This window comes from Halomonas sp. A020, assembly GCF_027943625.1.
Lineage (GTDB): Bacteria > Pseudomonadota > Gammaproteobacteria > Pseudomonadales > Halomonadaceae > Vreelandella > Vreelandella piezotolerans.
On sequence record NZ_AP022850.1, the window covers coordinates 86,583 to 112,796 of the forward strand.

Annotated in this window: 27 protein-coding genes; 7 read left to right on the forward strand and 20 right to left on the reverse strand. The window is 56.7% G+C overall.

Going from position 1 to position 26,214, the window contains the following annotated elements; all coding sequences use genetic code 11:
• Positions 1–119: 119 nt before the first annotated feature.
• The 13 genes from FRH_RS00430 to FRH_RS00490 form a co-directional block, all read right to left on the reverse strand.
• The gene (locus tag FRH_RS00430) at positions 120–488 is read right to left on the reverse strand and encodes a hypothetical protein (RefSeq protein ID WP_281997520.1); all 369 of its coding nucleotides are present in this window, start codon (positions 486–488) and stop codon (positions 120–122) included.
• 88 nt (positions 489–576) lie between these two features.
• Complete coding sequence (locus FRH_RS00435; RefSeq protein ID WP_281997521.1) at positions 577–1,680, reverse strand: hypothetical protein; 1,104 nt, start codon at positions 1,678–1,680, stop codon at positions 577–579.
• Positions 1,680–2,276: a hypothetical protein gene (locus FRH_RS00440; protein WP_281997522.1), complete on the reverse strand. Its 597-nt coding sequence runs from the start codon at positions 2,274–2,276 to the stop codon at positions 1,680–1,682. The genes FRH_RS00435 and FRH_RS00440 overlap by 1 nt, the downstream gene beginning before the upstream one ends.
• Positions 2,277–2,385: 109 nt before the next feature.
• Positions 2,386–2,973, reverse strand: coding sequence for a hypothetical protein (locus FRH_RS00445; protein WP_281997523.1), 588 nt, complete (start codon positions 2,971–2,973; stop codon positions 2,386–2,388).
• Positions 2,966–3,397: a hypothetical protein gene (locus tag FRH_RS00450; protein WP_281997524.1), complete on the reverse strand. Its 432-nt coding sequence runs from the start codon at positions 3,395–3,397 to the stop codon at positions 2,966–2,968. The genes FRH_RS00445 and FRH_RS00450 overlap by 8 nt, the downstream gene beginning before the upstream one ends.
• Positions 3,398–3,536: 139 nt before the next feature.
• Positions 3,537–4,079, reverse strand: coding sequence for a hypothetical protein (locus FRH_RS00455; protein ID WP_281997525.1), 543 nt, complete (start codon positions 4,077–4,079; stop codon positions 3,537–3,539).
• Between the two features lie 210 nt (positions 4,080–4,289).
• Complete coding sequence (locus tag FRH_RS00460; protein ID WP_281997526.1) at positions 4,290–4,610, reverse strand: DUF427 domain-containing protein; 321 nt, start codon at positions 4,608–4,610, stop codon at positions 4,290–4,292.
• 102 nt (positions 4,611–4,712) lie between these two features.
• Entirely contained in the window at positions 4,713–5,483 is a 771-nt protein-coding gene (locus FRH_RS00465) for a carbon-nitrogen hydrolase family protein (RefSeq protein WP_281997527.1), read from the reverse strand.
• A 40-nt stretch (positions 5,484–5,523) separates the two neighbouring features.
• Positions 5,524–6,135 (reverse strand): glutathione S-transferase N-terminal domain-containing protein, encoded by a 612-nt coding sequence (locus FRH_RS00470; RefSeq protein ID WP_281997528.1) that lies wholly within the window; start codon positions 6,133–6,135, stop codon positions 5,524–5,526.
• Positions 6,136–6,170: 35 nt separating this feature from the next.
• Complete coding sequence (locus FRH_RS00475) at positions 6,171–7,370, reverse strand: YbfB/YjiJ family MFS transporter (RefSeq protein WP_281997529.1); 1,200 nt, start codon at positions 7,368–7,370, stop codon at positions 6,171–6,173.
• A gap of 101 nt (positions 7,371–7,471) precedes the next feature.
• On the reverse strand, positions 7,472–7,807 hold the full coding sequence (locus tag FRH_RS00480) for a zinc ribbon domain-containing protein YjdM (RefSeq protein ID WP_253507406.1): 336 nt from the start codon (positions 7,805–7,807) through the stop codon (positions 7,472–7,474).
• Between the two features lie 94 nt (positions 7,808–7,901).
• On the reverse strand, positions 7,902–8,951 hold the full coding sequence (locus tag FRH_RS00485; protein ID WP_219861366.1) for a DUF2235 domain-containing protein: 1,050 nt from the start codon (positions 8,949–8,951) through the stop codon (positions 7,902–7,904).
• A gap of 125 nt (positions 8,952–9,076) precedes the next feature.
• Positions 9,077–10,753 (reverse strand): methyl-accepting chemotaxis protein, encoded by a 1,677-nt coding sequence (locus FRH_RS00490; protein ID WP_281997530.1) that lies wholly within the window; start codon positions 10,751–10,753, stop codon positions 9,077–9,079.
• A gap of 591 nt (positions 10,754–11,344) precedes the next feature.
• Between FRH_RS00490 and FRH_RS00495 the strand changes: the two genes are divergently transcribed.
• Entirely contained in the window at positions 11,345–12,313 is a 969-nt protein-coding gene (locus tag FRH_RS00495; RefSeq protein WP_281997531.1) for a putative zinc-binding metallopeptidase, read from the forward strand.
• Positions 12,314–12,339: 26 nt separating this feature from the next.
• On the opposite strand, the gene FRH_RS00500 is transcribed toward FRH_RS00495, so the two are convergent.
• From FRH_RS00500 to trpB, 4 genes are all read right to left on the reverse strand, one after another.
• Entirely contained in the window at positions 12,340–13,233 is an 894-nt protein-coding gene (locus tag FRH_RS00500; protein WP_281997532.1) for a dihydrodipicolinate synthase family protein, read from the reverse strand.
• A gap of 21 nt (positions 13,234–13,254) precedes the next feature.
• On the reverse strand, positions 13,255–13,575 hold the full coding sequence (locus FRH_RS00505) for a hypothetical protein (RefSeq protein ID WP_281997533.1): 321 nt from the start codon (positions 13,573–13,575) through the stop codon (positions 13,255–13,257).
• Between the two features lie 162 nt (positions 13,576–13,737).
• On the reverse strand, positions 13,738–14,586 hold the full coding sequence (trpA, locus tag FRH_RS00510; protein ID WP_281997534.1) for a tryptophan synthase subunit alpha: 849 nt from the start codon (positions 14,584–14,586) through the stop codon (positions 13,738–13,740).
• Positions 14,587–14,606: 20 nt separating this feature from the next.
• Positions 14,607–15,824 carry a tryptophan synthase subunit beta gene (gene trpB / locus FRH_RS00515; protein ID WP_281997535.1) on the reverse strand — a complete coding sequence of 406 codons (1,218 nt, stop codon included), beginning with the start codon at positions 15,822–15,824 and terminating at the stop codon, positions 14,607–14,609.
• Positions 15,825–15,946: 122 nt separating this feature from the next.
• On the opposite strand from trpB, the gene FRH_RS00520 reads away from it, so the two are divergent.
• Both FRH_RS00520 and FRH_RS00525 read left to right on the forward strand, forming a co-directional pair.
• Entirely contained in the window at positions 15,947–16,876 is a 930-nt protein-coding gene (locus FRH_RS00520) for a LysR family transcriptional regulator (protein ID WP_281997536.1), read from the forward strand.
• A 70-nt stretch (positions 16,877–16,946) separates the two neighbouring features.
• Positions 16,947–17,495, forward strand: coding sequence for a shikimate kinase (locus FRH_RS00525; protein ID WP_281997537.1), 549 nt, complete (start codon positions 16,947–16,949; stop codon positions 17,493–17,495).
• On the opposite strand, the gene FRH_RS00530 is transcribed toward FRH_RS00525, so the two are convergent.
• The 3 genes from FRH_RS00530 to FRH_RS00540 are packed head-to-tail and all read right to left on the reverse strand — an operon-like array spanning position 17,496 to position 20,250.
• Positions 17,496–17,894, reverse strand: a complete 399-nt coding sequence (locus FRH_RS00530) for a VOC family protein (RefSeq protein ID WP_139526703.1) — start codon at positions 17,892–17,894, stop codon at positions 17,496–17,498.
• A gap of 35 nt (positions 17,895–17,929) precedes the next feature.
• Positions 17,930–18,619 (reverse strand): VIT family protein, encoded by a 690-nt coding sequence (locus tag FRH_RS00535; RefSeq protein ID WP_044628427.1) that lies wholly within the window; start codon positions 18,617–18,619, stop codon positions 17,930–17,932.
• Between the two features lie 53 nt (positions 18,620–18,672).
• Positions 18,673–20,250, reverse strand: coding sequence for a PQQ-dependent sugar dehydrogenase (locus tag FRH_RS00540; protein WP_153842696.1), 1,578 nt, complete (start codon positions 20,248–20,250; stop codon positions 18,673–18,675).
• A 199-nt stretch (positions 20,251–20,449) separates the two neighbouring features.
• Here FRH_RS00540 and FRH_RS00545 point away from each other — a divergent pair, with 199 nt between their 5' ends.
• The 4 genes from FRH_RS00545 to FRH_RS00560 all read left to right on the forward strand — a co-directional run bounded on the left by FRH_RS00545 (position 20,450) and on the right by FRH_RS00560 (position 26,194).
• A complete protein-coding gene (locus FRH_RS00545; protein WP_281997538.1) occupies positions 20,450–21,394 on the forward strand; it encodes a glycerophosphodiester phosphodiesterase in 945 nt (314 codons plus the stop codon).
• 265 nt (positions 21,395–21,659) lie between these two features.
• On the forward strand, positions 21,660–22,127 hold the full coding sequence (locus FRH_RS00550) for a hypothetical protein (RefSeq protein ID WP_218013974.1): 468 nt from the start codon (positions 21,660–21,662) through the stop codon (positions 22,125–22,127).
• Positions 22,108–23,307, forward strand: coding sequence for a porin (locus tag FRH_RS00555; RefSeq protein WP_281997539.1), 1,200 nt, complete (start codon positions 22,108–22,110; stop codon positions 23,305–23,307). The genes FRH_RS00550 and FRH_RS00555 overlap by 20 nt, the downstream gene beginning before the upstream one ends.
• A 28-nt stretch (positions 23,308–23,335) precedes the next feature.
• Entirely contained in the window at positions 23,336–26,194 is a 2,859-nt protein-coding gene (locus FRH_RS00560) for an EAL domain-containing protein (RefSeq protein ID WP_153842693.1), read from the forward strand.
• Positions 26,195–26,214 lie beyond the last annotated feature (20 nt).

The following is a 26,214-nucleotide window of genomic DNA, read 5'->3' on the forward strand; positions in this document are numbered from 1 at the left end:
AAAAATTAATCTTTAAGGTAATTCTGATTAACGCCGTGTTTTGGGATACCGGAGCGCCAGCAGAGGCGTCCCAGCAGCGCGGACCTTTTTGCACTGCGATAACAACACCTTGTTATGTTTCATTTGCGTTGCTCTAGTAAAGAGAGAGTTTCATCAATTGCTTGGATGAGTGGCTTTTTAATATCCTCTAGCTCTTTGCTTGCCCACTCCTGCCTCAGCAGATTAAGTGCCTGCCGAGACGAGCTAGAGTATTCAGGATATTTTACAAGCTCAGACACGAGAGCAACTTGGCTTACAAGCTTCAGCGGACCCTCGTGATCTACACCTTTGCTTATTTTTTTCAGCAACTGATGGTAAATTTGAAATCGTTCTTTTTCCTGCTCTCGCTCTCTGACGCTTAAGTAACGCCGAGCTGAGAAGGCAATAGATAGTAGCGATACTAGCAGGGTCAATATCGTTGCCACTGCAGCTACGTTTTGAAGAGTCATGAGATCTCCGTGGAAACAAAACGCCTCAAACACCGGCGGAGCGTAGCGACGTCCGAGTGCTTTGAATTATTATGAGTGGCCTGTCACATTATATGACCTTAGATTTAATTACACTTCCATCGTAGACCTGTGATAGAGGACGTAACTCTCTGAAAATCGAATAAGCCAAATCCTCAACCTCCTTAGTTATAATTTCTAGAGCTTCTGTTTTTGATTCATCATCAAAAATCTTTCTTGTGTCGTCTGGAACCGTAAGAGTATTCCGGTAGGTTTCAGAAACATTTAGCAAACTAAGAAAGTCTCTTGTTTGCTCTACAAGTGCCAGTGACATATAGCGGGGAACATTCAGTCTCTGGTCCATATGATAAGCAATCCCCGCTAGATCATAGCTCGTCAGCTTCTTTGCTTTCCCTTTTTTATAATCGGGCATGTCAGCCACCAAGTTTTTCAGCAGCCTAATTACTTTTTTTAGATTGCCCGAGTACTGAGTATCTTTATCGTTCACCCTGGCAATGTGTTTGAATGGAAAGTTTCCTAATAAACGATGCTCTTTCTTGTGATATATCTTTATGCCAATATCTCGTTCTTGGCGGCTCCTTTGATAGTCATGCGTGTGATACCAACAACTTGGAACCACATCCACTTTACGCTTTAAACTTCCACCCACAAGGGAAATTGACTTGCTGTTTGTACAATCAACATCTGCCTCATAATATCTGGTTGTTAATTTCTGCTCTGATTTATTCCTCAGTTCTGCAATTATATCAACCATGGGACGGTTGTCTGCAGCGTAGCAAGTAGACCCATCAATTTTTGGCGTTTGCACCAGAATAGTGTCTTCACAAATTATAAGCATATCTACATCAGAATGACCTTCAATATGAATGTCTAGCGCTACCGATCCCTGAATTCTTTTGGTAGCGCCAACTCCTTCTGTTTTTAACATGCTTATCAATGTATCTGAAACTCGATTTCCTTCATTGATGGAAACTTTTGTGGATTCAGGGTTTACAGCGGACATTGACCCAATGGCATAACGAACTCCAGGACTCTCCGAAAGCTCCTCATAGAACTCTCTAATCCGGTAGTCTCCTGTACCCCAAGAATGAAAACCTTTCTCTAAAAGAACTAACTCTCTTGTACCTTGGCGTCTATCTTTAAGCCTTTTAAGTCTCGCATCGAAATTAATCATTATTGCCCTCTTTCAAGACTCATCAAACCGTAGGTTTTTCTTCCGCCACTATTAAAATATGTACCTTCCGCAGACTTTAGGGCCTTATCAAATTCAATTTCGCAAAAGCCTTTGTGGGAGCTTAATTCGTGCGACTGATCTAGATTAGGCTCATTCTTATAGCTATAACTTAAAACCCAACCACCACGAACTCCGCTCCTTTTGAAAAGAGTTGCAGTGTAACTTTCACTTTGGCTCTTACTAGTTTTTATATTTATAGAAATTTGCTTCCAGTTTTGTTCTATATCTAACTCAGCTGGCCACTCGTATTTATCATTTCCTTCCTCATACAGAGTGCAGCCATCAACTTTCCACACGCCATTCAAGTCAGGAATATTGAAAAACTGAACTTTCCAAATCCATTTATTAAAGAGCCAGTGCAGTCCAAAATATACTACGCCGACTGTAACTGAACCTTTCGTAAAAGCTTCCCATCCAGTCATGCTAGACAACAGGCTGGCAAGTTGAGCCACACCGCCAGCAACAAGTATGGCTATCAATCCGAGCCAACGACCTATACCAGCGCGATCATGGCCAAATATCGCATAATCATGCATTAACTATTCTCCTTTTGTAATCACTTATTCTGCTTACAAGTATTAATAACGCCGTGGCTTTGCGGCGCACCGGCGCGCCAGCGCAGGTGCGTCCGCCAACAGCCACTTGTTAGATTTCGCCGGCACGGCGCATGGTGTACTGCCCATTTGTTGACCTATCGGTGAAATAATTGCCGCTAAGCACGTCATTTGATTCTTGGCTGATCTTGAGAATGGCCGCACCTATGTGAGGGTCCTGCTTCTTTGCCGCACCAGCGATACTCACGTTCCTGTAGATGTAATACAAGCCAGGACGCGAAGATTGGGCGTCTTTGTGGGGAGCAACCATCAATGTCTCGGACTCGGATTCGTCCGAAGACAGTTCGATACTTACCTTCAAAAGATTCTGCTTGATGAAGGCAGTCGCGGTTTTCTTGCCAGATTTGTTTCCCCAATTCCACTTAATTTCAACCGTCCACTTGCCGTTGAGATCGGGGAACACCCAGTCGTTTAGCTTAGGAATCCACTGCCACACTGACCTCCACCCGCCTATGGCTAAGCCAAGCAACACTAGATTCAGAATGGCCACGCCTTTTAAAGCCGTTTCCAGTGATGCGAGCCCAGAGGCTCCGACCAGTGCGGAAATCAGAACCACCATACCCGCGTACAGACCGGCTACCCAAGCGATCAACTTTGTTATCGGTAGTAGATTAATCAACGGGCAGACCACCTTCAAAAACCACGATTCCGTCTCTTTCGCTCAGAAGTCCAGTACACACAACTCCCTCGATTAGCGACCCAAATCTAGCTGCCATATACCGAGAACCTACGTTTACACTACCAATAAGCTCTCGACATTCTGCCGCAGGAAAAGGTGCGAAATACTGATTTCGCTGCACCAACTGCCACTGCTCAGAAACGATTTGGAATCCGTCATGGCAAGACCGGCTGTATAGGCTGCATTCGGCAATCTGCTCGGCAAGATCCTGTTGGGCAGGAAAATTGGCATCAGTACAGAGTGAAGCAATAGGCAAACGCTCTAAATCCGCCGATACAACAACGCCAACACCGCAGAACTCCTCGTTTGGTATGGATTCGCGGACTCTCAGTAGCAGGTTTCTTAGTCGCTCAGGTGGGGTCATCGACAATCCTTACATCCGAAATCTAACGCTAAGCTAAGTGGCTAACAAATTTAACACAAACATAAATTGAGCGCCACAAACACTTAATCAAACCGAATTAAAAATGCCGAACATTTATTAGTCCATCTTTAGCGCATCATTATGTGCTTAGACCAGCCATTTGCAGTATAAACTCTCTAAGTTTTAGTTGCAGTGCTTGGAGATTTTCTAACGAACGTTCATGTGCATCAAGATGATCTAAATCTTCATTGAATACTTCATCATGTATTTGCTCATCTATAGCCTTTGAAGTTTCTATATGCTGAAAAAGTTCCTTACTCATCAATGAACCGTAAACATTTAGAGCTAGATTGGCTTGCAATTTTAGCTTACCCCAAATCTCGTTGTTTGGGTGATGACCCACTTCGTGCGCATATTCATGATCAAGGGAAAATTCAGTTTCCTCGATAGCCTGAGAAACCAATTCTAATAAAGTAAGCAATACACCTTTATTTATTTCCCAAACTCTATCTTTACGTTGCTTCTTCACTGTATCAAAGTGAATTGCTGTTGCTAAAGCGGTAGCAGATGCAATGACTATATTAACTGCGATATTCGAGTCAAAGTGATAATTTAGGTCAAATGCCACATACCAAATTGTCAGAGCAAACCCGGCAATTACACCAATCAAAAATTTAACCACTGGCTAACTGTCTCCTTTGACACATAACAGTGTATTTGACGGCGCGCTCTATGATCGAATGAACTTGCTGGCACTTTTTTCCGGCAAATGCAGCCAGCCAGATTATCTTAAGTCTATGATTCTTTGAGATATCAATTGCCGTTAGCCAATATATCCAAAACTCGCGTGCCTGCTGCATTACCCAGCATGTCCACTGCGGGTCGAAAAGCATCATCCGTTTACTTCCCCATAAAACGCCACCCTACCCGCAATAGCTTCCATCTCCTCAATCGGCTCCTCATAACTCCAAGCAATATCCCGCAGCTCACCCAGCGAAAAATACACCGTATGCCCTTTAAACGGGCAATGGGTACTCGTTTCCGAAGTGGTAAGTAAGTCCATTCGCACGTCTTTACGTGGGAAGTAGTGGCGTGGCGGGTAGCCGTTTTCGCGGAGTTCAAGCGTATTGCTAGAGACGGCTAGCAGAACACCACCCACCCGCACTTGCATGCGCTGCTGGCTAGGGTGAAGCGTTATGCGGGCATTCTGCATCGTGTTGTCCCTGCGGCGTTATTTGCTCTAATACTTCGAGACTAGCAGTTAATCTAGGTTAAGCCCACTTTAGATGGTTAGTTTTTAGTAGGTAACTCATATTTAGCTATGTAAGTTAGTCATCACTTCCACGCTACCACTTATGCCACCGTTGTGAATGCGGCACATCACTAAGCTGGGCTGCGTGCCGCTGGCTTTCATGGTTAGCTCCCCTGCTGCGTTCCAGCCACCGCTGTTGCCGCAGGTTTGCCAGCCGCCCGTGGTGGAAATGTGGTTGGCGAGCAGTACCGGCAGTTGGTGGCGCTTTGCGATGGTGGCGAGCAGCTCGGCATCTTTTGCATAGCCGCCTGGGGAGATCAGCGCGCTGGCGAGGTAAACGTCCACCTGTTGGGCGGCGGCGGTAGCGGCGTGGCTTGGGTGGGTGAAGTCGGCGCATACGGCCAGTGCGATGCGGGTGCCGTTGACGTTGATCAGGCCGCTTTCATGGCCGGGGGCACAGTAAACCTCCTCCCCTTCGTGCAGGTGCTGTTTTAGGTAGAAGGTGTGTTCGCCGTTGGGGAAGCAGATCACCGCTGCGATGTGGGGTTTGCCGTTGGGGTTGTGCAGCGGGCAGCCCGCGATCACCACCGTGTTAGTGGCGACGGCCGCGGCGGAGAGGGCGGCAAAGGTGGCATCGTCGCGGGGCATGGCCAGTTGGCTGAGTAGCGCCAGCTCGTAGCCGGTGATCGAGAGTTCGGGAAAGGCTACTACGTTGGCCCCCAGCGCGGCGGCGCGTTCTATGTAGGCCAGGTGCGTTCGTAGGTTGTCGTTTACCGCCGCTTTCGTGACGGGCAGTTGGGCGAGCGCGATGGTGATGGCTTGGCTGTTGGTCACTTTTATCCCTTGGCTGGCGGGGTGCGGGAAGGGTCGCAGGCTAAGCGAAGGCGGTTTGCACGAAGCTGGTTCGTGCCGTGACACCTGCGTGCCACGCGGCAAGCTGGGCATGCTCCTCTTTCCAGCGTATCTCTGGCAGCCGGAAGGCTAGGTACTCCAGCGCGACCGCGATAGCGATATCGCCTAGGTGGATCGATGTCGCCGTGGGTTTGCCGCCCAGCTCGCTATTCAATTGATTCAACAGCCGCTGTATGGCCCTTGCCCGGCGTTGGCCCAGCTCGCTTTGTTCAATGTCTTTGCCATAGTGCTTGCGGGCAATCACGGTGGTGAATGCGGCATCCATGAGGTTTTGGCCCAGGCCTGCCAGGTGCAGCACGTCACTCAACGGGTTGGTGGGCAGTATGGGCGGGGTGGGTGTTTCGCTGTTTAGACTGTCCAAGTACATGGCGATCAGCATGGATTCGCTCAGCGTGGTGCCCTCCTCCGTCACCAGCGCGGGGATGCGCCCGGCGGGGTTGGCTTTGAGAAGATCGGCATCGTCAGCCCAGGGATCGCACCATTTGAGCGTCACGGTCTCCATCAGGCCTTTTTCCAGCAGCACGATGCGTACCAGCCGCGCATAGGGGGATGTTGCGTTCAGATAGAGTTCCATGGATGCCTCCTTTTGTCTGAATAGTGCTTGTTAGGTTATTGGGCAGAAGGATGCGTGCGGCGCTGCTGTACGCTCCGGCTAAGCAGTACCAGCAACAAGCCAAGGGCAAGCGCCATGCCGCTGATGGTGAAGAGTGGCGTGTAACTGCCCCACATACCAAACAGCGCCGACATGCCATACCCTGCCCCTGCCTGGGCGGCGGCGAACGCGGCCGTGGCTCGCCCCCAGAGCTGCTTATGAGCAGTAGGCCCTACCAACTCGGCTAGGCGGCCAGAGGTAAGGGCCACGATGCCGGGAATCATCGCTCCTACCATGAACGAGGAAATCGATTGGCTGATCAGGGCAAGCGAGAACACCGGGAGCAGAACGGCGGCGGCCTTGGCGGCAAAAGCGATCATCAAGCCGCCCTGCCAACCCACGCGCTGCGCCAGCGCCCCCACCATGAACGGCCCGCATAGCGCCCCCACCCCGAAAATGCCCCATTGCAGGGAGGCGGCTTGCTGGCCGAGGGCGTGCTCCCTGGCAAGATAGTCCACCCAGAACACGGTATGCGGCACGAACCCCACCGCATCGAGGGCGTAAGCGCCAATGACCAGCAGCACGATGACCTTTACGCCCGCATAACGCACGGCGCTATTACCCACCGGGCGTGTGATGCAAGGTGCGGGCAAGCGCGCGACGCCACGGTCGCACAACAGGCCCGCCGCTAAACTGAGCAGCCCCAACGCCCCCCAGGTGAGCGAGAGGCTGACCCCGAGCAGTAACGGCACGACGAAGGCGGACAGCAGCGCGCCAGCGCCAATACCGGTAAACACCAACGCGCCGACACGGGTTCGCCTTTCCGGGGGCGTGGCCGCTAGCGCCAGCGAGGGGCCTACGACCATCAAGATCCCCCCGGCCACTCCCGACACCAATCGCCAGAAGAAGAACCAGAGAAAGCCTCCTGCCCCAGCGCAGAGCACGAAGCTGAGCCCGATACTCGCAAAGCTCACCGCCATCACCCAGCGGGGCGCGAAACGCTCACTCAGCGAGTGGGCGGCAAGCGCGCCGATAAAATACCCCAACAGGTTGGCTGCCCCCAGGTAAGCGCCCTGGCTTGCAGTAAACCAACCCTCTTGAATCACCGCGGGCAATAGCGGGGTATAGGCGAAGCGAGCAATACCTATCCCCGCCAGGGTCGCCATGATGCCTGTCATCAGCGCAGGCAAATCGTCGGTAGTGAGGGGTCGCGTCATCACGCCAGTTCCTTAGGGTGTCGCCCTGGCAAGCGTTGCTGCCTCCTTGCAAGGCTCGTGAGGTTGGATTTAGGAAACACCGAGGCGCACGATCGCCCAGCTCACGCCTTCTTCACAAATTGCGCGGTCACCATCATGTCGCCTGCGCCGTCTACTTTGCAGTCTAGCTGGTGGTCTTTGCCCTCTTTTAGCCGTTTGATGACGGCTTTGGTGCCGATCTTGAGCACTTGGGAGCTGCCTTTCACCTTGAGGTCTTTGATCAGCGTGACCTTGTCGCCTTCGGCCAGCGGCGTGCCGTGGGCATCGGCTACGTTCACGGCCTCTTCGGCGGCGGCTTCTTCAGGGTTCCATTCGTGGGCGCATTCGGGGCAGATGAACAGGCGCTGATCCTGGTAGACGAATTCCGATTGGCAGCGGGGGCATGGCGGGCAAGACATAAGCAGCGGCTTCTGTAATGAATGAGCGGTGATAATACCCAGCCAGGGCGTTTTTGGCGACGAGCGTTCACGCCCTGGCGCACCCGGGCGCTACCTAGGGGCCTGGCGGAGTCACGTTGGCGTCTGTCAGGGTGCGCGGCCGGTAGTGGCACGCGGCGTCGGCCCAGCGCGACCAAACGGACTCATCGACGGAGACGTTCACCGCAGGCAGCCCTTGCACTCCTTGCGCGTAGCATCGGTAGAAACGTGCGTCGCTGGACTGTCGCAGGCGTTTGTATTTGGCGTACCAGCCCCCCAGGAAGGCGGCGTAGGAATCGATGGGATCGGTTGCCCAGGCGTTTTCCGCAACGTCTGGATAATCCAGTTTCAGGCCCGCCTGGGCTGCTTTCTCGACCATCCACAGCAGCGGTATATCGGCCAACGCATCTTGCGGGCCATACCCGCCGCCCACATTGGCATGAGCGCCAATGAACCAGCGCTGCTGTACGTCGCGATTAGCCGGTTTTTGCTGGCCGTCCGCGCTGGTCCAGAGGGAGACGTTGTAGTCCGCTCGGTGTTCGTCCAGCGCCACGGCCTGATAGGCGTAGTCGACGATGCTGGAAAGCTGGGTATCGTGCCAATCGTAGTAGCGCTTGAACAGGTTGGTGCCGGGCACACCCAGCGCGCCTACGGTGTCCCATACCCCAATGAAATGAACCCGTGGCTGGCGGCTGAAGTTTGCCTTGAACGCTTTACACGTATCGCTATCCGGATGCAGTTCCCGGTCTCGATACAGTTGCTCGGCTTTATCGAGCAGGCTGGGCGTCACCACATGCACTAGTCCGCATTTGCGCATCATCCCCACGAGGCTTCTAGCGGTATAGGCGCCGCGGCTGAACCCGAATATCCAAATCTCGTCCCCTTCGCGGTAACGCCTTGCCAGCCAGTCGTAGCCTTTCCGCAGGTTGTCACTCAACCCGTAGCCAAAGGCGCCACCAATGAAACGTTGATACCGAGAGGTGCCCACACCAGGGTCGTAATAGAACCGCTGTTTGACACCCTTGTCGTCATCATGGAGAAGCCGCGTCAGTCGGTACACGTTCGTTTGGTCTTCTGGGTCGTTCCAGGTGCCATCGAACAGCAGTATCAATTTTTGCTGGGTCATGTGTCTCTACCGCTGGTGGAAAGGCAGTGGCTAGCCAGCCAGGATACTGACACAGTAACCTAAAAATTGAGGGCGCCCAGTTAAAAATGCCCCAGCACAGGCCGGGGCACATATCTTTCAAGGGCTTAGAATGAGGCCCACTCCTCGACCTCTTGGCGGGCGGCCTGCGCCGGACGGAGAGCCGTCGCCTGGGGCTTGGCGGCGGGGCGCTGAACCTTGGGCGGTAACGCTGCCTGGGGCTTCTCCGTGGTCGCCCCTTTGAAGAACGCCACTTCTTTCATCAGCGCCTCGGCTTGAATCTGCAGGGAGCGGCCCGCCGCGCTGGACTCCTCCACCAAGCTCGCGTTGAGCTGGGTCACGCTGTCCATCTGCGCAATGGCCGTATTGACCTGGTCGATGCCTTGAGACTGCTCGTGGCTGGCCGTGGCGATCTCGCCCATCAATAACGAGACGCGCTGGACACCGCTGACGATCTCTTCGAGGGCTTTGCCTGCCTGGTTGACGAGGGTAGACCCATTGCCGACTTGCTCGATGCTCTCCTCGACCAGTTGCTTGATCTCTTTGGCTGCATTGGCGCTGCGCCCGGCCAGGTTACGCACCTCACCGGCCACCACGGCAAAGCCGCGGCCTTGCTCGCCAGCTCGGGCGGCTTCCACCGAGGCATTGAGCGCCAGCAAGTTGGTCTGGAAGGCGATCTCATCGATCAAGCCGACGATACCAGCGATTCTGCGGCTCGAGGTATTGATGCCCTCCATCGCATTCACCGCTTTCCCCGCGATTTCACCACCGGCATTGGCTTGTTGCGTCACCGCGTAAACGAGCTTTTCGGCTTCGGAGGCGTTGTCTGCGTTTTGCCGAACCGTGGAGGTGATCTCATCCATCGAAGCGGCCGTTTCCTCGATGCTGGCCGCCTGTTGCTGCGTCCGACTGCTCAGGTCTTCGGTGCCATGGGCAATCTCTTCCGCCGCCCCGTTCACCGATTCGGCGTTGTGACGAACGGACATCACCACTTGGGAAACCTTGACCTCCATGGCTTTCAATGCCTTGAGCATGTCGCCAAACTCATCCTTGCAGGTAATGTTGATGGCGTTATCCAGCTGGCCTTGCGCCATGGCGTTGGCGAGCGCTTGCGCTTTGCCTAGCGGGGTCATGATGCCGCGAATCAGCCACATCGCCAGCAGAATGCTCACGATCACCGCCCCTGCGATCACGCCGATGATGATATTGCGCGTCCATACATAGTCTGCGGACGTTTGCTGATGAGACGCTGCTGCTTGGGCGCTGTTACGGTCGATCAGCGCGTGAAGCGAATCGAGCACCTGAGGGTAGGCTGCCCGTAACGTCGTGGTGGCGATGCGGCGGGCCGCGTCGAAATCATCGTCGATCATCGCTGTGTTCACCTCATCGATTCCCGCGCGCAGCACCGCCAGCGACGCGATGAACTCTTCGGCGATACCGCGTTCGACCTCGTCAGACACCCGCTTGGGGAAATAGTCGTTCCAAGCGGCATCGATCAGGGCATCGTTCTCGGCGATCTCTTGCCGTGTCGTCACGGCAGAGGCAGGGTTGCGGTCGCGCTGCTCCGCCGTGATTTTTACGCGCGTGCTAAGCAGTGCCTCGTTCACTTCCCCCAGGTCGACCAGTGTCAGCACGTTGCCTTCGAACGTTCGGGTAATGGCATCGTTCATTTTGCTTAAATGGTAGAGACCGAATACTCCAACAGCGACCAGCATGACAACACAGGCGCCCAAACTCACCGCCAGCCGTCTTTTCACGCTTTTTTTAAGATATAGCATGGCCATTATTCTCATTAGTCCGCAGCGAACCGCTTTGATAAAAGGAGTGTCATTGCGTCAAGAAAAGTGCCGAGATGAGGCACGTTCAAAGAGGCAATGCGCGTTATCCGTTGGCTGGGGCATCGAGGGCTTTACGACACAGACAATGTCTTACACAACAGATAGCAAATATCCTACAAAACAAATGGCGGATGTCTTACAAAAATCGCTGCTGCAATCGTGAACAAATATAAAATCCATACAAAACAAAGTGTTAATAAAAATATATAAATGAAAGCATGTAGGTTGATCGACGCGCTTTTGACGGTGTTGAACATATTTATTGGGAAAACAGTTTTTTCACTCAATATGCTTTTAATTAGCTCGCTATTAAGTAAAACTCACGCCTAACTATTGGTGAAGATAACGTCTAAGAAACACCTACTTTTATTCACTATGACTGGCATATGAACTGGCACGCCTGGCGTTCAAGAAACGTTTTTTGGGTGCGCTCTTCACATCGAAACCACGCTCCTTTCATCCTTACGCAATCGCCGTTGGCGTCCCTTGGCCTCGGCTCCTAGACTGAAGCTTCGTTTCTCTTGAGATACCCGGCCTATGCGCGTGTTTTCTAATCCGGTCGGTGCCGGTTCACTCTGGTTCGATAATTTGGTCACGGCGGATGGTGTGCCGGTAGCCTACGACCCCCAGGCGCGGGCGTTCATTCCCATGCCGCCCTTCTGTGCCAACCGCGAGGTGATTGGCTGTAACTGGATTGCCCCGAAGCAGGGCGAGTTCTGTCGCGCCTGCGCGATGACCGCCCTGGCGCCAGACCCTTCCATTTCCGATGCGATACCCCATTGGGCGCACACCGAGGCGGCCAAGCGCTGGGTCATCGATAATCTGGGCCGCTGGCACTGGTTTCGCCCGGAAGACCCGGGCGCGCCGCCGGTGTTTCATATGTTGGCAGAAGGCGGTACGCCGGTGCCCATGGGACACGTGGGGGGCGTGGTGACGATTAGCGTGGCGGAAGCGGATGCCGTGCTGCGCACCACCCGTAAAGAGGCGCTGGATGAACCCTACCGCACCATGATTGGCCATATGCGCCATGAAATCGCCCATATGCTGTGGTGGCGGCTTAGCCTGCGAGAGGATTTTCTGGCGGCCTTCCGCGAGACGTTTGGCGATGAGCGGGAAGACTACCCGGCGGCGCTGCAGCGCCACTACCAAAACGGCCCGCCGGCGGATTGGCAAACGCGCTTTCTTTCCACCTATGCCTCTTCCCACCCCCATGAGGATTGGGCAGAAACCGCCTCGCACCTGCTGCACCTGACGGATATCACCGACAGCTTCGTATCCTCGGGCATGACCTCGCCCGCGCTACCGGACGACCACAACTGGGATGCCTACGCCGAGCCGGACGCCGAGCGGCTGATACATATTGCGGCCTCTTTGGTAGCGGGCGTGAACCACGTGAATCGCTCGATGGGCCTGTCGGATCTCTATCCTTTCGTGCTCTCCGATGTGGCCCTGCGCAAGCTGGCATTCGTCCACGACTGGCTGCGGCGTGGGGCGCAAGGGCTGTAAACCACGTGCGCTTCGCTCGATGCGGTTTAGTAAAGGCCCAGAGTTTCGATCACCGCTGCCACCTGTTGGCGGGCCTCCCCTTGCAGGGTGTTCAGCGGCTGAGGCAGGCAGGGGGCACTCACGCGGCCAGTGAGTTCGGCCATGGTCGCCACCACTCGCAGGCTGCCACCATAGTCGTGATACAGCGCCCATAGCGGGGCCAAGGCGTCGGAACGGGCTTGGGTTTCTTCGGCGTTGCCCGCTTGGGCGGCGCGGGTGAGCGCCAGCGCGAGTTCTGGGTAGAGCCCGCCGATCACCGAGTACCACGCCTCGCAGCCTGCCAGCAGGCCCGTGGCGGCGGCGGGGTCGCCGCTGATGCCGATGGTCACGTCCTCGGGAATCAGCGCCCGCAGCCGCGCCACGCGGGCGTTGGCCTCGTCTAGATGGTTGGGCACCGGCGGAATTTTGATCGAGCGCACCTGGGGCAGCTCGGCAATGCGCCCATGCAGTTCGTCGCTGAACGTAAAGTGCGTGGTGCCAGGGTTGTCGTACACGCACAGCGGTACGCTGATAGCGCGGCTGATGGTGCTGAACAGGTTGAACACGTCGTCATCGGTCAGCTTTTGATAAGAAACAGGCGCTAACAGTAGCCCGCTCGCCCCGGCCTGCTGGGCATGTTCGGCATTGGCCAGCACATCGCGAGTGCGCAGCGCGCCAATGCCCACCACCACCGGCATCCCAACGGCGTTTTCCACGCTCAGCTTGGCCACTCGGGCCCGCTCTTCCACGCTCAAATAGGCGTAGCTGCCGGTAGAGCCCAGCACGCCGATGGAATCCACCTGCGCTTGCGCCAAACGGCTCACTAGCCGGATGAATTCCCGCTCGTGGATGCCCTGCTCGTTCATGGGGGTCAGCGGAAACGCACTCAGGCCGGTAAACATGGGGGTGTCCTTTCAGAAATCTTATTGACCGAAACTAAGGCCCAAGCGCAGCGCTTGCAGGCTATCGAGCTGTAACGTGACGTCATCAGAGAACAGCGGGTGGCCTTGTAATTGCACATTGACTGCTGCCTGGGAGCCACGGTAGCTAAGCGTCACGGCAATGTTGGCGCTGTCGCTCACCGGGGCCAGCCAATCGTACTCGACGTCATCCACGCTCACCGATGACAGCCCACGGGCTTCTAGCTGCTGCTCGACTTCCTTCTCGATCACCACGCCGTAGTAGAAATAGAGTCCTGCGTAGCCCAACCCCAGCAGTACCAGCAACGAAAAGAGCTTGCCCATGGTTTTCCTCTGTTTGAGTACACGTGACGTTATCCCGCCGTCAAACGTGGATGATGCCTGTTTTCTAGAAACGACGGCAAGTTGGGCGTGGTGGATTCAGTAAAACACAGAGCGGGCCATCATGGCCCGCTCTGTGTTTTTGATAGCGCTTTCCCACTTCCTTCAGGCTGGCAAACTGGCATGTTCCTGCTGGGCTTCTCGGCAGCCTCTCACACTCTCCGCCAGCTCTTTTACAAGCCCATGCACCCGCGCCACGGCGTCATCGCCGCTGCTGGCGTGTTCGATGCAATCTACCAGCGCGGAGCCTACGACCACGGCGTCGCTGAAGCGGCCAATGGTGACGGCCTGTTCGGCGGTGCGAATGCCGAAGCCCACGGCAATGGGTAGCGGCGTGTGTTCACGCAGCTGGTGCACGGCGCTTTCCAGACGCTCGGGTGTGGGGGCACTGCCGCCCGTCACACCCGCCACGGAAACGTAGTAGATGAACCCGGAAGCGTTGGCCAGCACCTTGGGTAGCCGCTTGGCATCGGTGGTGGGCGTGGCAAGGCGGATGAAATCGATGCCGTGCTGAGCGGCGGGCTGGCACAGCTCTTCGTCGTGCTCGGGAGGCAGGTCCACCACGATCAGCCCGTCTACCCCTGCCTGTGCGGCGTCACTGAGAAAACGCTCGACGCCGTAGCAGTAAATCGGGTTGTAGTAGCCCATCAGCACGATGGGAGTCGTGCCGTTTTGTTCACGGAACTGGCGCACCATGTCCAGCGTTTTGGCCTGGGTTTGGCCATTTTTCAGGGCGCGCAGGGCAGCCTTTTGAATGGCGGGGCCATCGGCCATGGGGTCGCTGAACGGCATGCCCAGCTCGATGATGTCCACACCGGCCTCCGGCAGCCCGTGCAGTAGGCGGCGGGAGGTCTCGGCGTCCGGGTCGCCGGCGGTGAGGTAGCTGATCAGCGCGGGCCGGTTTTGCTCTTTGAACGCGGCAAAGCAGTCGTCGAGTCGAGAGGTACGGTTCATGGTGTTCTCCTGGGTCGCGCTCATGAATGTGTCATGCCGAAGCGGTCGCCTAAATGCTCGGCCACGCTGTTCATGTCCTTGTCGCCGCGTCCGCTGAGGTTGACCACCATCAGGTGCTCGCGGGGCAGTGTCGGCGCGCGCTTAGCCACTTCGGCCAGGGCGTGGGCGGTTTCCAGGGCGGGGATGATGCCCTCCTGGCGGCAGCAGATCTGGAAGGCTTCCAGCGCTTCGTCATCGGTGGCAGAGACGTACTCGACCCGCCCCTGTTCGTGCAGCCAGGCGTGTTCGGGGCCGATGCCGGGATAATCGAGCCCGGCGGAAATCGAGTGAGCGTCGATAATCTGGCCGTCTTCATTTTGCAACAGATAGGTGCGGTTGCCGTGTAGGACACCTGGCGTTCCGCCGTTCAGGCTGGCGGCGTGCAGGCCGCTCTTGACGCCTTTACCGCCCGCTTCCACGCCGACCATGTGCACGCTGTCATCGTTGATGAACGGGTAGAACAGGCCCATGGCATTGGAACCGCCGCCCACGCAGGCAATCAGCGAATCCGGCAGGCGGCCCTGCTTTTCGAGCATCTGGGCGCGGGTTTCGTGGCCAATCACCGCCTGAAAATCGCGCACCATGGCCGGGTACGGGTGCGGCCCTGCCACGGTGCCGATGATGTAGAAGGTGTCGTTGACGTTGGTGACCCAGTCGCGCAGCGCTTCGTTCATGGCATCCTTGAGCGTGCCGGTACCGGAAGTGACCGGCACGATCTCCGCGCCCAGCAGCTTCATCCGGAACACGTTGGGCTGCTGGCGCTCGATGTCGGTGGCGCCCATGTAGATCACGCAGGGCAACCCAAAGCGGGCCGCCACGGTGGCGGTGGCCACGCCGTGCATGCCTGCGCCGGTTTCCGCGATGATGCGCTTCTTGCCCATCTGCTTGGCCAGCAGTACCTGGCCAATACAGTTGTTGATCTTGTGTGCGCCGGTGTGGTTCAGCTCTTCACGCTTGAGGTAAATGCTGGCACCGCCGAAGTGCTCGGTGAGGCGCTCGGCAAAGTAGAGCGGATTGGGGCGCCCTACATACTCGCCCTGGAAATAGGCGAGCTGGCGCTGAAACTCGGGGTCATTTTTTGCAGCGGCGTACTCGTCCTGCAGCTCGAGAATCAGCGGCATCAGGGTTTCCGCGACAAAGCGGCCGCCAAAGCTGCCAAACAACCCGTTGGCATCGGGCAAGGTTAAAGGTTGGTTCATCACGACCTCTGCGTTTTGGGTGCGATTTAGGGTTGTAATGACGTTAGCGCAGGCAGGCGGGAAGAAAAATCGATAAGATGGCAAACACCTGTGAGTTTTACGCAACTGTTTCAGGAGACCCCATGCAACACAGCCTGCCGCCCTTGAGCGCCCTGCGCGCCTTTGAAGCTACTGCCCGGCTAGGCAGCGTGACCGCTGCTGCCGATGAGCTGAGCGTGACCCACGGCGCGGTAAGTCGCCAGCTAAAGAGCCTGGATGAGCATTTTGGCGTGGCGCTGTTCACCAAGTCCGGGCGCGGGTTGGTACTTACCCACCACGGCGAGCGGCTGCAAAGCGGCGTGGGCGAAGCCTTTGCAAAACTGAGGGATAGTTGCACGTTGCTCAAGCATGAGGTGGAAGAAGCGCCGTTTACCCTGGCCTGCCCCGGCAGTCTGCTGGCCCGCTGGCTGATTCCTCGTTTAGACCGCTTGAACCAAGCGCTGCCGGAGCTAAAACTTCAGGTGGTGGTGAGCGATGCCGAGCAGCCTGGGCAGCCGGAAACCAGTGTCACGCTGGCCTTTTTCGAACCGCCCTGGCCTGAAGAGGGTGAATTGATCACGCTGATGCCTGAGGAAATTTGCGCCGTCGCCAGCCCCCGCTTGGCTTGCGCTTGCCAAAACGCTGATCCGGCAACGCTATTTGCCAATAAGCTCCTTTATACCGCCTCGCGCCCCCAAGCGTGGCCCCAGTGGGCAGCCGCTCAAAAGTTGAATGGCAGCACCTTGGAAACGGCTCTGAAGAAGGGCCAAGGCTTCGCGCACCTTTATTACTTAATGGAAGCCGCCGTAGCGGGCTTGGGGGTAGCTATCGCCCCTAGGCTACTGGTGGAGGACGACCTAAACAGCGGCCGGCTAGTCGCCCCCTGGGGCAGCATCGAAACCCCGGCCAGACTTTGCCTATGGCTACCCAAACACACCAACGCCCGCCGCAGCGAAGCGCTGGCTGACTGGTTACGCAATGAGTTAAAGAGTTGCGCCCCTGGTGTAGGACGCTTGAGTATTCAGAACAGCTAAACGCGCACGCCCAGCTTGCGCACTTATTGTGCTCTGTTTAAGCTGTCGCGCCGTTTATTGGCAGGCTGTCATGATGAAGATCAATGTCGTCGGTACTAGCGGATCCGGTAAAAGTACGCTGGCAAAAAGGCTCGCTGAAACACTCGACGTCCCTCATATTCAGATGGACCAGCTTTTCTGGAAAGATCATTGGCAAGCGACGCCCGATGCTGAGTTTTTCGACAAACTCAGTAACGCATTACATGAATCGACAACCGGCTGGATACTCGACGGCAACTTCAATCGTACCCGAGACATTAAATGGCGCGATGTCGACCTGGTGATTTGGCTAGATTACGGTTTTTGGCGCGTGTTTGGCCAAAGCCTTTGTCGCGCCATTACTCGTATTGTTAGCAATGAAGAGCTTTGGCCGGGCACCGGCAATCGAGAAAGCTTTCGCAAGACGTTTATGAGCCGTGACTCCATCTTGGTCTGGATGCTGACGAACTGGCGCTCGAATCGGCGTCGCTACTTTGCCGACATGGTGAACCCTCATTATCGACATATTCAGTTCATCCGCTTGAGTCACCCTAAAGAGGCAGCGTGGCTGATTGATCGACTCGCTCAGCAGGGCCAGTAATCAAAGCCCTACTCGGTGCGGATACACCACGAACGCCAGCTTGTTGCCATCGGGGTCGCGCACATAGGCGGCGTAGAAACCGTCGCCATACTGCGGTCGAAAGCCCGGTGCGCCTTCGTCGCTTCCGCCGCTTTCCAGGGCGAGGTGATGCAGCGTATCGACCTCTTTGATATCGGCGAATTGGAAAGCGGTCATGGTGCCATTGCCGACGGTGGCCTCGTGACCATCGAAGGGGTAGCCTACGAAGTATTGGGGCACGTTGACATCGTCCGGGTCACCAAATGAGACGCAACTATCATCTTGCCAACAAATATCCAGCCCCATGGCATTGAACAGCGGCGTATAGAACCGCAGAGCACGCGCGAGGTCTTTCGTTCCCACCATGGTATAGGCCAGCATGCGCGTTCTCCTTACAAGCGATGGACATATACAGGTTATGCCATAACGCCAAACAATCGGCCAATCAGCGATGTCAACGCCATGGCCAGCGCACCCCAAAACAGCACCCGTAAGGCGGCGGTACGCACTGGCGCACCGCCCACTTTGGCGGCCAGTGCACCCAACAGCGCCAGCGACGCCAATGACGCAATGGCAACGAGAGGTATCAGCAGCACTAAGGGTGCCCACCAAGCGACGAGTAGCGGTAGCAGCGCACCGAGGGTAAACATCACCGCCGATGAGAACGCTGCCTGCAATGGCCGCGCTTGGCTCACATCGGTAATGCCGATTTCATCCCGCGCATGTGCCCCCAAGGCATCTTTTTGCATCAGCTGCTCCGCGACTTGGTGGGCCAGCTCAGGCGTCAGGCCACGCTCGACATAGATGGCGGCCAGCTCCTCTTTTTCGTCATCGAAATGGTGCGCTAACGCCTTCCGCTCCATGGCCAAATCGGCCCGCTCAGTGTCCGATTGCGAACTGACTGAGACGTACTCCCCCGCCGCCATCGACATCGCCCCAGCGACTAACCCTGCCACCCCCGCCAGCAAAATATCGCTTTGTGCCGTAGCCGCTGCGGCTACCCCTAAAATCAAGCTGCTAGTCGACACAATGCCATCGTTGGCGCCTAGTACAGCGGCCCTTAACCAGCCCGACCGATGAGAGCGGTGATGTTCCTTATGAATCATGACATCTCCTGAGCAACCTACCTGTTAGCGCTTTCTTTATTCAGTTTAGTTGATTAACGGGGCACCACCCGCAGTAGTTGCCCATCTGGGCTGTCGGTGAGCAGATACACCGCCCCTTCGGGGCCGACCCGCACATCGCGAATTCGGGCATCGAGTTCACCGAACAGCCTCTCTACCTCTTCTGCGCCGCCGTCTTCACGCAGCCGCACCCTGCGGACCTCACGATTGACCAACGAACCGACGAGTAGATCGCCCTGCCATTCGGGAAACAGTTCACCTTGGTATAGCGCTAGACCGGAAGGCGCGATGGAGGGCGTCCATTCAAGCGCAGGTGGCAGCATGCCGGGGTACGCTTCAAACGGGGATACCCGAGCGCCGGTGTAATCTAGCCCACCAGTGGCAATAGGCCAGCCGTAGTTGCCTCCTGGGGTGATCACGTTTAACTCATCGCCGCCTCGTGGGCCGTGCTCGTGGGCGATGAGACGTTGATTGGCGTTATCGAAGACCAGCCCCTGCACGTTGCGGTGGCCAATGCTGTAAAGCGCTGGCAGTGCGTTGGCATCTGCGATGAAGGGGTTATCGCTTGGAGCGCTGCCATCAGGATTCAGGCGCACAATCCCGCCAATATGGCTGGTCGTTCGCTGCGCTTCTTCGCGGTTATCAAATCCATCGCCTAGGGTCATGATCAAGGTGCTATCCGCAAGCCACGCGAGGCGGCCGCCAAAGTGGGCATCGCCGCTTTTTGCTGGGTGTACGCGAAATATCTCTTCCACTTGCTCCAAGCGATTCTCCCCGAGCGTCGCTTTCGCCAAGCACGTGTGGTTAGCGCTAGCGGTGCCACAGGCATAGCTAAGATAGAGCTGCTGGTCTTGCTCGAATTGGGGTGATAACAGCACATCAAAAAGGCCCGATTGCCCAGAGGCATAAACGTCGGGAATACCCCCCAGCGACTCCACCAGTGTCTCGCCCTGCGCGCTTAACAGCCGAAGACGCCCAGGGCGCTCGATGACCAGCATATGCCCATCAGGTAACCATGCCAGCGACCACGGATGCGCCAAGCCCTCCGTTAAAATGTCTATTTGGTAGGTGCTTTGAGCAGGCTGAGCGTCTACCGAAGGTGCCACGGGCAGTAGTAACGCCCCTGCCATCACGGCTATGTTGGCCGCCCCTCGAGCGTTACTCCTGTCACGTGTGAGCACTGCCAACAGCCACCCCGCAAGCCCTGCCGTAGCCAGCATGGCTACCAACCCTAACGGCCCGCGAGTCGCCGCAATCAACGTGGGCATGGGCGCAAAGGCATTCGCCAGCCAAAAAGTGACCCACAGCCCGACCACGGCCGCTAAGGCGTGAATCAGCGCGCGACACTTCCTCACCTTTCGGCGAACTATCAGCGCAGCAGCAACCTGTGACATGGCAAACCCAGGCAGCAGTACGGCTGCATAAAGGGGGGCAAAGTGGATGAGATCTTTCCCGGTAGTCGATGCTCTTACGCTAAACGGGATAGCCACGCCTAACGCTTGTAGTGCTGCCAGATTGATCTGAGTCTGCACCACGCTCCCCAGGATAACGCCTGCTAACAAAGCGATGACAAAACGCAGAACTCGCGCTCCGACGCTGAGCGGTTGGGTCATAACGCACCTCTATAGTGGTTCTTTTTGATAACGCTATCCAGCAGACTAAAACATTCGGCGATGCTTGGTCGCTTTTACGTTTTCCGTTACTGATTCAACGGTCAGTGCACTATTCCCAACGACGCTGCGTGCGTTTGTCATGTGGCGAGGTTAAGGTCGTTACATGACCTTCGTTATGACTCGTTTTCAAGGAGTGTTCATGTCGCGCTATTCCCTGATGACTGCTCTGTTGATGACTCCGATGGTGATCACGGGCATTGCTACCGCTGCTACGGCGGCAAACGATACGCCGTTGAAACAGCAGCGTGAGGATTTAACTAGTTTCCAGGTGATTGCCCACCGCGGCGCAAGCGGCCACGCACCGGAAAGTACGTTAGCGGCCTACGAACTCGCCCACCGTTGGGGCGTAGACTATTTAGAGTTGGACGCGCAGCTCAGCGCCGATGGCGAGGTGGTGCTGTTTCACGATGACACCCTCGAGCGTACCAGCGACGGCGAAGGCCATATTCACGATTACACCTTGGCCGAGTTAAAAACGCTGGATACGGGGACATGGTTCCACGAGGCCCACCCCGAGCGTACGGAAGAGGAGTATCGCGGCGCGCAAATCCTGACGCTGGACGAGCTGTTCGATCATTTCGGTCATACAACCCGCTATTACATCGAGACCAAATCCCCCGACCTCAACCCTGGCTTGGAAGAAGCCTTGGTCGAACGCCTGGAAGCCTACGACATGATCGAGCAAGGCCGTGTGCTGGTGCAGTCGTTCGACCAAGAGAGCCTGCTCAAAGTGCGTACGGCGAACCCCCATGTGCCGCTCATTCAACTGCTCTGGTACTCCCCAAGCGAGCAGGATAGCGCCACGTTGACCGAGTGGAACGACACCACGCCGGGGGCCGACAGCATCCGAGATGAGGATTTCGAGCGCATTGCCGAATACGCCGTGGGGATTGGCACCAATGCCGCCTACCGGGGCCACGAGGTCATCGATGCTGATTTTGTTCGTCAGGCGCAGGCACATGGCCTGTCGGTTCACGTGTATACCATCAATGGGCAGGACGAGATGAAGCGGTTGATGGCGCTAGGCGTCGATGGCCTGTTTACCGATTATCCTGATCGCCTGCTGGAGCTCGTCAGCGAGTAAGCCAGGCTACCTACACCACCGTTGATACAGGCCAACGCACGCATGCGAAAGGTGATGTAAATTACCATGACACCCTGGTCAGTTTTTGCCATTGCGTGTCGCTTGCGTCGTTGAATACAGTCGATAAGCGTTTGGCTCTGGCTGCTCTTTTTTGGTCGTACGTCGCAAGGGAGACGCGTCATTTATTCATTCACAGCTAATGGGTGGGCACTCCCCACAGGAGGCATCACGCTGACGTTTGGCCAGCACGGACACCCCTTAGGTCATGCCGTCTAAGAGGCCGCGACGTACGCTGCTGAGCGCTTCACTGACAGCGCTCATAGCCATTGGCCTGCTTTTTACCCCCGCGTCAGCCCAGCCCAACGAATTACCGAACACGATCGTTTTGATTGCCCACCCGTCGGTGGGCACTGCCAACGTTAGCCGGGATACCGCGCGCGCCATGTTCGCCATGCGCCAGCGCACTTGGCCCAACGGACAGGCTGCGCAAGTGTACGTGCTACCCAATCGGGACCCGGTTCACGGTCGATTTAGCAAAGAGCAGTTGGGGGTCTATCCCCATCAACTACAGTTAGCATGGGACAGAATGGTATTTTCCGGCATGGGGCAAGCCCCTAACCGAGCACGCGACCAAGCCGACATGCGTCAGCAAGTCGCTAGCACACCCGGCGCGCTGGGTTACCTTGAAAGGGAGTACCTGGATGAGAGCGTCCGTGTTATTTCAATGGAGTGAACGTTCCCCACTCACGTCATGGCTGGCTGCGGGGCTGCTGACGCTGCTGCCCTTGGGCGCCCATGGTGACGACCACCCAAGCAATACGCTGCAGGTACATGGCTTTCTTAGCCAAGCGCTGGTGGTCACCGATGATAACGATTTTTTTGGTGCCAGTAGCGATCACGCAGGCAGCCTGGAGTTCACCGAGCTTGGGTTGAACGCGTCGTTTCGTCCTCACCGTAAGGTGCTGGTGGCCGCCCAACTGTTGAGCCGCCGCGCTGGCGGCGACACCGAGGATGCCGAGCCCACGCTGGATTACGGCGTCATCGACTATCAAATGAGCTCCAATACCTCACGCACGGTGGGCATTCAGCTAGGACGTTTCAAGAACCCTTTCGGACTCTACAACCAAACCCGCGACGTGGCGTTCACACGGCCCAGTATCTTACTGCCGCAATCTATCTATTTCGATCGCACCCGCGCCCTGGGCCTGGCCGCCGATGGCGTGAGCGTCTATTGGGAAGCCTACACTGACGCAGGCACGCTGCGTTTTCGCAGTGGGCTTGGCCGCCCGCAAACCGGCTCGACGCTCACGCGCCAGCTCTTCAATGGTGCGGCGCAGGATGTCTCGGCGGCAGAGCCTTCCGCGATTGCCCAACTGCTTTTCGAAGACCCTACCGGTCAGTGGGTCGCGGCGCTAAGTACCGCCACGGTGAACCTCGATACATCGCTTGGCGGACAGGCTGCCGATTTCGAGTTCCAGCCCTGGATCGCTTCGCTTCAGTACAACGATGAGTACTGGAGCCTGACCGCCGAGTACGCGCGTCGCCAACAGTCCCTCGACGGCGACTCCTTGCCGCGCACCTTCGATATCACCGGCGAGAGCTGGTACGTGCAATATCAGTACCGCTTTACGCCTACCTGGAGCGGGCTGGTCCGTTTCGATCGCTTGATCAACGACACTGACGACCGCTCGGGCCAGCGCTATCAGCAGGCAGGCCTTGGCCCGGCCCATTCACAGTTTGCCGACGACCTGACACTGGGCGTGCAGTGGACGCCCACGCCCAGGCTGATGTTGGCAGGCGAGTACCACGCGGTGGATGGCACTGGCTGGCTACCCAATCAAGACAATCCAGACGCCAACGCCACACGCCAACGCTGGAATATGCTGCTTTTTCAACTATCGCTGCGCTTCTAACCCATGGACCTGATCGGGAACTGCTGTGATGAGTCGGTTTTCTTCTTTACCAGCACGTCATCGGTTTAGCCTCGCTTGGCGGGTCACCGCGCTTAGCAGCCTTCTGTTGCTGACGTTGGTGGCACTGCTCATTTGGCTTGGGCATCACCACCTGACCCAACAGTTTGCCAATAGCCGCGTGGCCCATCACGAGCGCCAGCAGCGCGAGATACGCCTTGCCCTTCAACGCTCTGCTGATAACTTACGCCAGTTGGCGGGGCTCACTGCTTCGGCAGCCCCCCTCGGCGAGGCACTGTCCATCGGCGATGTTACCGCCATCGATGACGCGCTACGCGATCAGTGGCCACCGCTGCAATTGGAGGCGGGTGTGGACGAGGTCTTTGTGTTCGACCCATTGGGACGGTTGCTCGGCCACTCCGGTGGCAACCACCCCCCGTTAGATATACCCGTCGAGGGCTGGGTCGACGAGGTGCTGTCAAGCGAGGCCCCGATGACCACGCTGCGCTGCGGGCTGACCTGTCAGCAGTTCGCCGCCGTGCCTATTTTATTGGCAGGCAGCAGCATTGGCATGGTGGTGCTGTCTCGTTCGCTGGCTGACGTGACCCGGGAAGCCAGGGAAGTTTCTGGTAGTGAGGTTGCCCTACTAGTGGCGGGCTACACCGGCACGAACCGCTTAGAGGCGAGCCGCCAACTGTCGGAGTGGAATGGCCACTTGGTTGCCCTTACCAGCCGCGAGACGACGCTGCCTCTGCTGGAACGCGCGGCGCGCTCGGCGCCCATTGCGGAACTGGCCAAACGGCCGCTCAACCTGTCTTACGCGCAGCGCGACTTAGAACTCAGCGCCGTATACATGGAGAACGATGCCGACTGGCGCAGCACCGGCTATTTTCTGCTGATTTCCGATGTGACGGCGCAGGTCGTCGCGATTCAGAAAGCCACCAATACGCTGCTGCTGCTCGGCGTAGCAGGCTGGCTGGCTGCTCAGCTGTTACTCCTCGCCATTCTACTGGGTCCCATGGCGCGCCTACGTCGAGTAGCCGCGCTGTTACCGGCGCTGGCCAGAAGGGACTTTACGGAAGTACGCGGCAAACTGCCTGCGCGCACGCCACGGCTCTCCAACGAAATCGATGTGGTTGAGCGCGCGACTCGCACGCTGGCGAACCAGTTAGCGAACTTGGAAGCCAGCGTGACCGAAAACAGCCGCCAGTTGGCCGAGCGTATCGACGAGCTGGCTCATGAGAGAGATTTCGTCAACAGTCTGCTAGATACCGCTCAGGTATTTATCGTGGTACACAGCCAGGAAGGGCGTATTCGGCGGGTCAACGACTACACCCGCGCCCGCTTGGCGCTGAAAGATAGCGAACTCATTGGCCGCTACTTTAGCGATATTTTCGATCAAGCCCGCCACACGGCGCTGCCGGGACGCTTCATGGCAAAAGATGCGTCGTTCGATTCCGCATCGTCCACGCCACGCCAGGAAGAGAAAACCCTACAAACCGCCGATAAACGCTGCTGCATCGTTGCGTGGTACCACTCCGTCCTGCCCGCTAGCCCCCGGGAAGAGGCGCTGTGCATTTCGGTAGGGTTGGACATTACCGAACGCAAAGCAGCCGAAGAGCGGCTGATTTGGTTAGCAGAACGCGACCCGCTCACGGAGCTGTTCAATCGCCGCTATTTTCAGGATGCCCTGCAAAATGCGCTGTTGCACAACGGCGAAGGCGCCATCTTGCTGCTGGATTTGGATCAGTTCAAAGAGATCAACGAGCTCAGCGGCCACCACGTTGGCGATCATCTTCTGCGCGAGGTCGCCGAGACGCTGTTCTTGAACCTTGGCCAGCGCAGCATCATTGCACGCCTGGGTGGGGATGAGTTCGCGCTGCTGCTGGAAGGGGTCAGCAGCGAGCAGGCCATTAGCATGGCGGGGTATATTCATCAGCTGCTAAGCGGGATCGGTTTCCAATCGGCGGGCAGAAAGCACCATATCTCCGCCAGCATGGGCATTGCGCTCTTCCCACTTCACGGGCGCAACCCCGCCGATCTGCTGGCGAGCGCCGACATGGCGATGTACAAAGCCAAGGAGAGCACTCACCAGCGTTGGTATCTCCTATCCCAGGCCGAAAACGCAAAAGACGAGTTACAGGATCGCGTGTATTGGGTAGAGCAGTTGCATCACGCGCTGGAAAACGACAGCTTCGAACTGATGGTACAACCCATCGTGCGTTTGGCCGATCAAGATATCAAACATTATGAAGTACTGCTGCGTCTTCGCCATCCCGACGGCAACCTGATCGCTCCACAGCACTTCATTGCCATTGCCGAACAGAGTGGCTTGGTGGTGCCGCTGGACCGATGGGTCATCCAGCATAGCGTGCAAGCGCTTGGTACGCTGCAAGATCGCGGTATTTCCTTGGCGGTGAATCTGTCAGGGCAGTCGCTGCATGACCTGGAGCTAAAGCAGTATCTAACCGACGAGCTGCAGCGTAGTGGCGCTGACCCTCATCATTTGATTCTCGAAGTCACCGAAACCGCTGCGATCACCGACTTTTCGACCGCACGCAACGTGTTACAAACGGTGCGCGATTTAGGCTGCCGCACGGCATTGGACGATTTCGGTATTGGCTTTAGCAGCTTTCACTATTTGGGCCAGCTACCGGTGGATTACATCAAAATAGACGGCTCGTTCATTCGTAGCTTATTGATCAATCCCGATAGCCATACCATCGTGAAAGCCATAGCCGACATCGCCAAAGGGTTTGGCAAGCAAACCATTGCAGAGTTCGTCGACCAAGCGCCGCTACTGCCTATCCTACAAGGGTACGGTATTACATACGGGCAAGGCTTTCATGTAGGCAAGCCACTGCCCCTAGCGCAGCTACTGAGAGGATGAACGATGGGGATAACGACAAT

Bases quoted from the DNA above. Each gene is read 5' to 3' on its own strand.
- FRH_RS00430 (WP_281997520.1), bottom strand. From the start codon at position 488: ATGACTCTTCAAAACGTAGCTGCAGTGGCAACGATATTGACCCTGCTA.
- FRH_RS00435 (WP_281997521.1), bottom strand. From the start codon at position 1,680: ATGATTAATTTCGATGCGAGACTTAAAAGGCTTAAAGATAGACGCCAA.
- FRH_RS00440 (WP_281997522.1), bottom strand. From the start codon at position 2,276: ATGCATGATTATGCGATATTTGGCCATGATCGCGCTGGTATAGGTCGT.
- FRH_RS00450 (WP_281997524.1), bottom strand. From the start codon at position 3,397: ATGACCCCACCTGAGCGACTAAGAAACCTGCTACTGAGAGTCCGCGAA.
- FRH_RS00460 (WP_281997526.1), bottom strand. From the start codon at position 4,610: ATGCAGAATGCCCGCATAACGCTTCACCCTAGCCAGCAGCGCATGCAA.
- FRH_RS00470 (WP_281997528.1), bottom strand. From the start codon at position 6,135: ATGGAACTCTATCTGAACGCAACATCCCCCTATGCGCGGCTGGTACGC.
- FRH_RS00475 (WP_281997529.1), bottom strand. From the start codon at position 7,370: ATGACGCGACCCCTCACTACCGACGATTTGCCTGCGCTGATGACAGGC.
- FRH_RS00480 (WP_253507406.1), bottom strand. From the start codon at position 7,807: ATGTCTTGCCCGCCATGCCCCCGCTGCCAATCGGAATTCGTCTACCAG.
- FRH_RS00485 (WP_219861366.1), bottom strand. From the start codon at position 8,951: ATGACCCAGCAAAAATTGATACTGCTGTTCGATGGCACCTGGAACGAC.
- FRH_RS00490 (WP_281997530.1), bottom strand. From the start codon at position 10,753: ATGGCCATGCTATATCTTAAAAAAAGCGTGAAAAGACGGCTGGCGGTG.
- FRH_RS00495 (WP_281997531.1), top strand. From the start codon at position 11,345: ATGCGCGTGTTTTCTAATCCGGTCGGTGCCGGTTCACTCTGGTTCGAT.
- FRH_RS00500 (WP_281997532.1), bottom strand. From the start codon at position 13,233: ATGTTTACCGGCCTGAGTGCGTTTCCGCTGACCCCCATGAACGAGCAG.
- FRH_RS00505 (WP_281997533.1), bottom strand. From the start codon at position 13,575: ATGGGCAAGCTCTTTTCGTTGCTGGTACTGCTGGGGTTGGGCTACGCA.
- trpA (WP_281997534.1), bottom strand. From the start codon at position 14,586: ATGAACCGTACCTCTCGACTCGACGACTGCTTTGCCGCGTTCAAAGAG.
- trpB (WP_281997535.1), bottom strand. From the start codon at position 15,824: ATGAACCAACCTTTAACCTTGCCCGATGCCAACGGGTTGTTTGGCAGC.
- FRH_RS00520 (WP_281997536.1), top strand. From the start codon at position 15,947: ATGCAACACAGCCTGCCGCCCTTGAGCGCCCTGCGCGCCTTTGAAGCT.
- FRH_RS00525 (WP_281997537.1), top strand. From the start codon at position 16,947: ATGATGAAGATCAATGTCGTCGGTACTAGCGGATCCGGTAAAAGTACG.
- FRH_RS00530 (WP_139526703.1), bottom strand. From the start codon at position 17,894: ATGCTGGCCTATACCATGGTGGGAACGAAAGACCTCGCGCGTGCTCTG.
- FRH_RS00535 (WP_044628427.1), bottom strand. From the start codon at position 18,619: ATGATTCATAAGGAACATCACCGCTCTCATCGGTCGGGCTGGTTAAGG.
- FRH_RS00540 (WP_153842696.1), bottom strand. From the start codon at position 20,250: ATGACCCAACCGCTCAGCGTCGGAGCGCGAGTTCTGCGTTTTGTCATC.
- FRH_RS00545 (WP_281997538.1), top strand. From the start codon at position 20,450: ATGTCGCGCTATTCCCTGATGACTGCTCTGTTGATGACTCCGATGGTG.
- FRH_RS00550 (WP_218013974.1), top strand. From the start codon at position 21,660: ATGCCGTCTAAGAGGCCGCGACGTACGCTGCTGAGCGCTTCACTGACA.
- FRH_RS00560 (WP_153842693.1), top strand. From the start codon at position 23,336: ATGAGTCGGTTTTCTTCTTTACCAGCACGTCATCGGTTTAGCCTCGCT.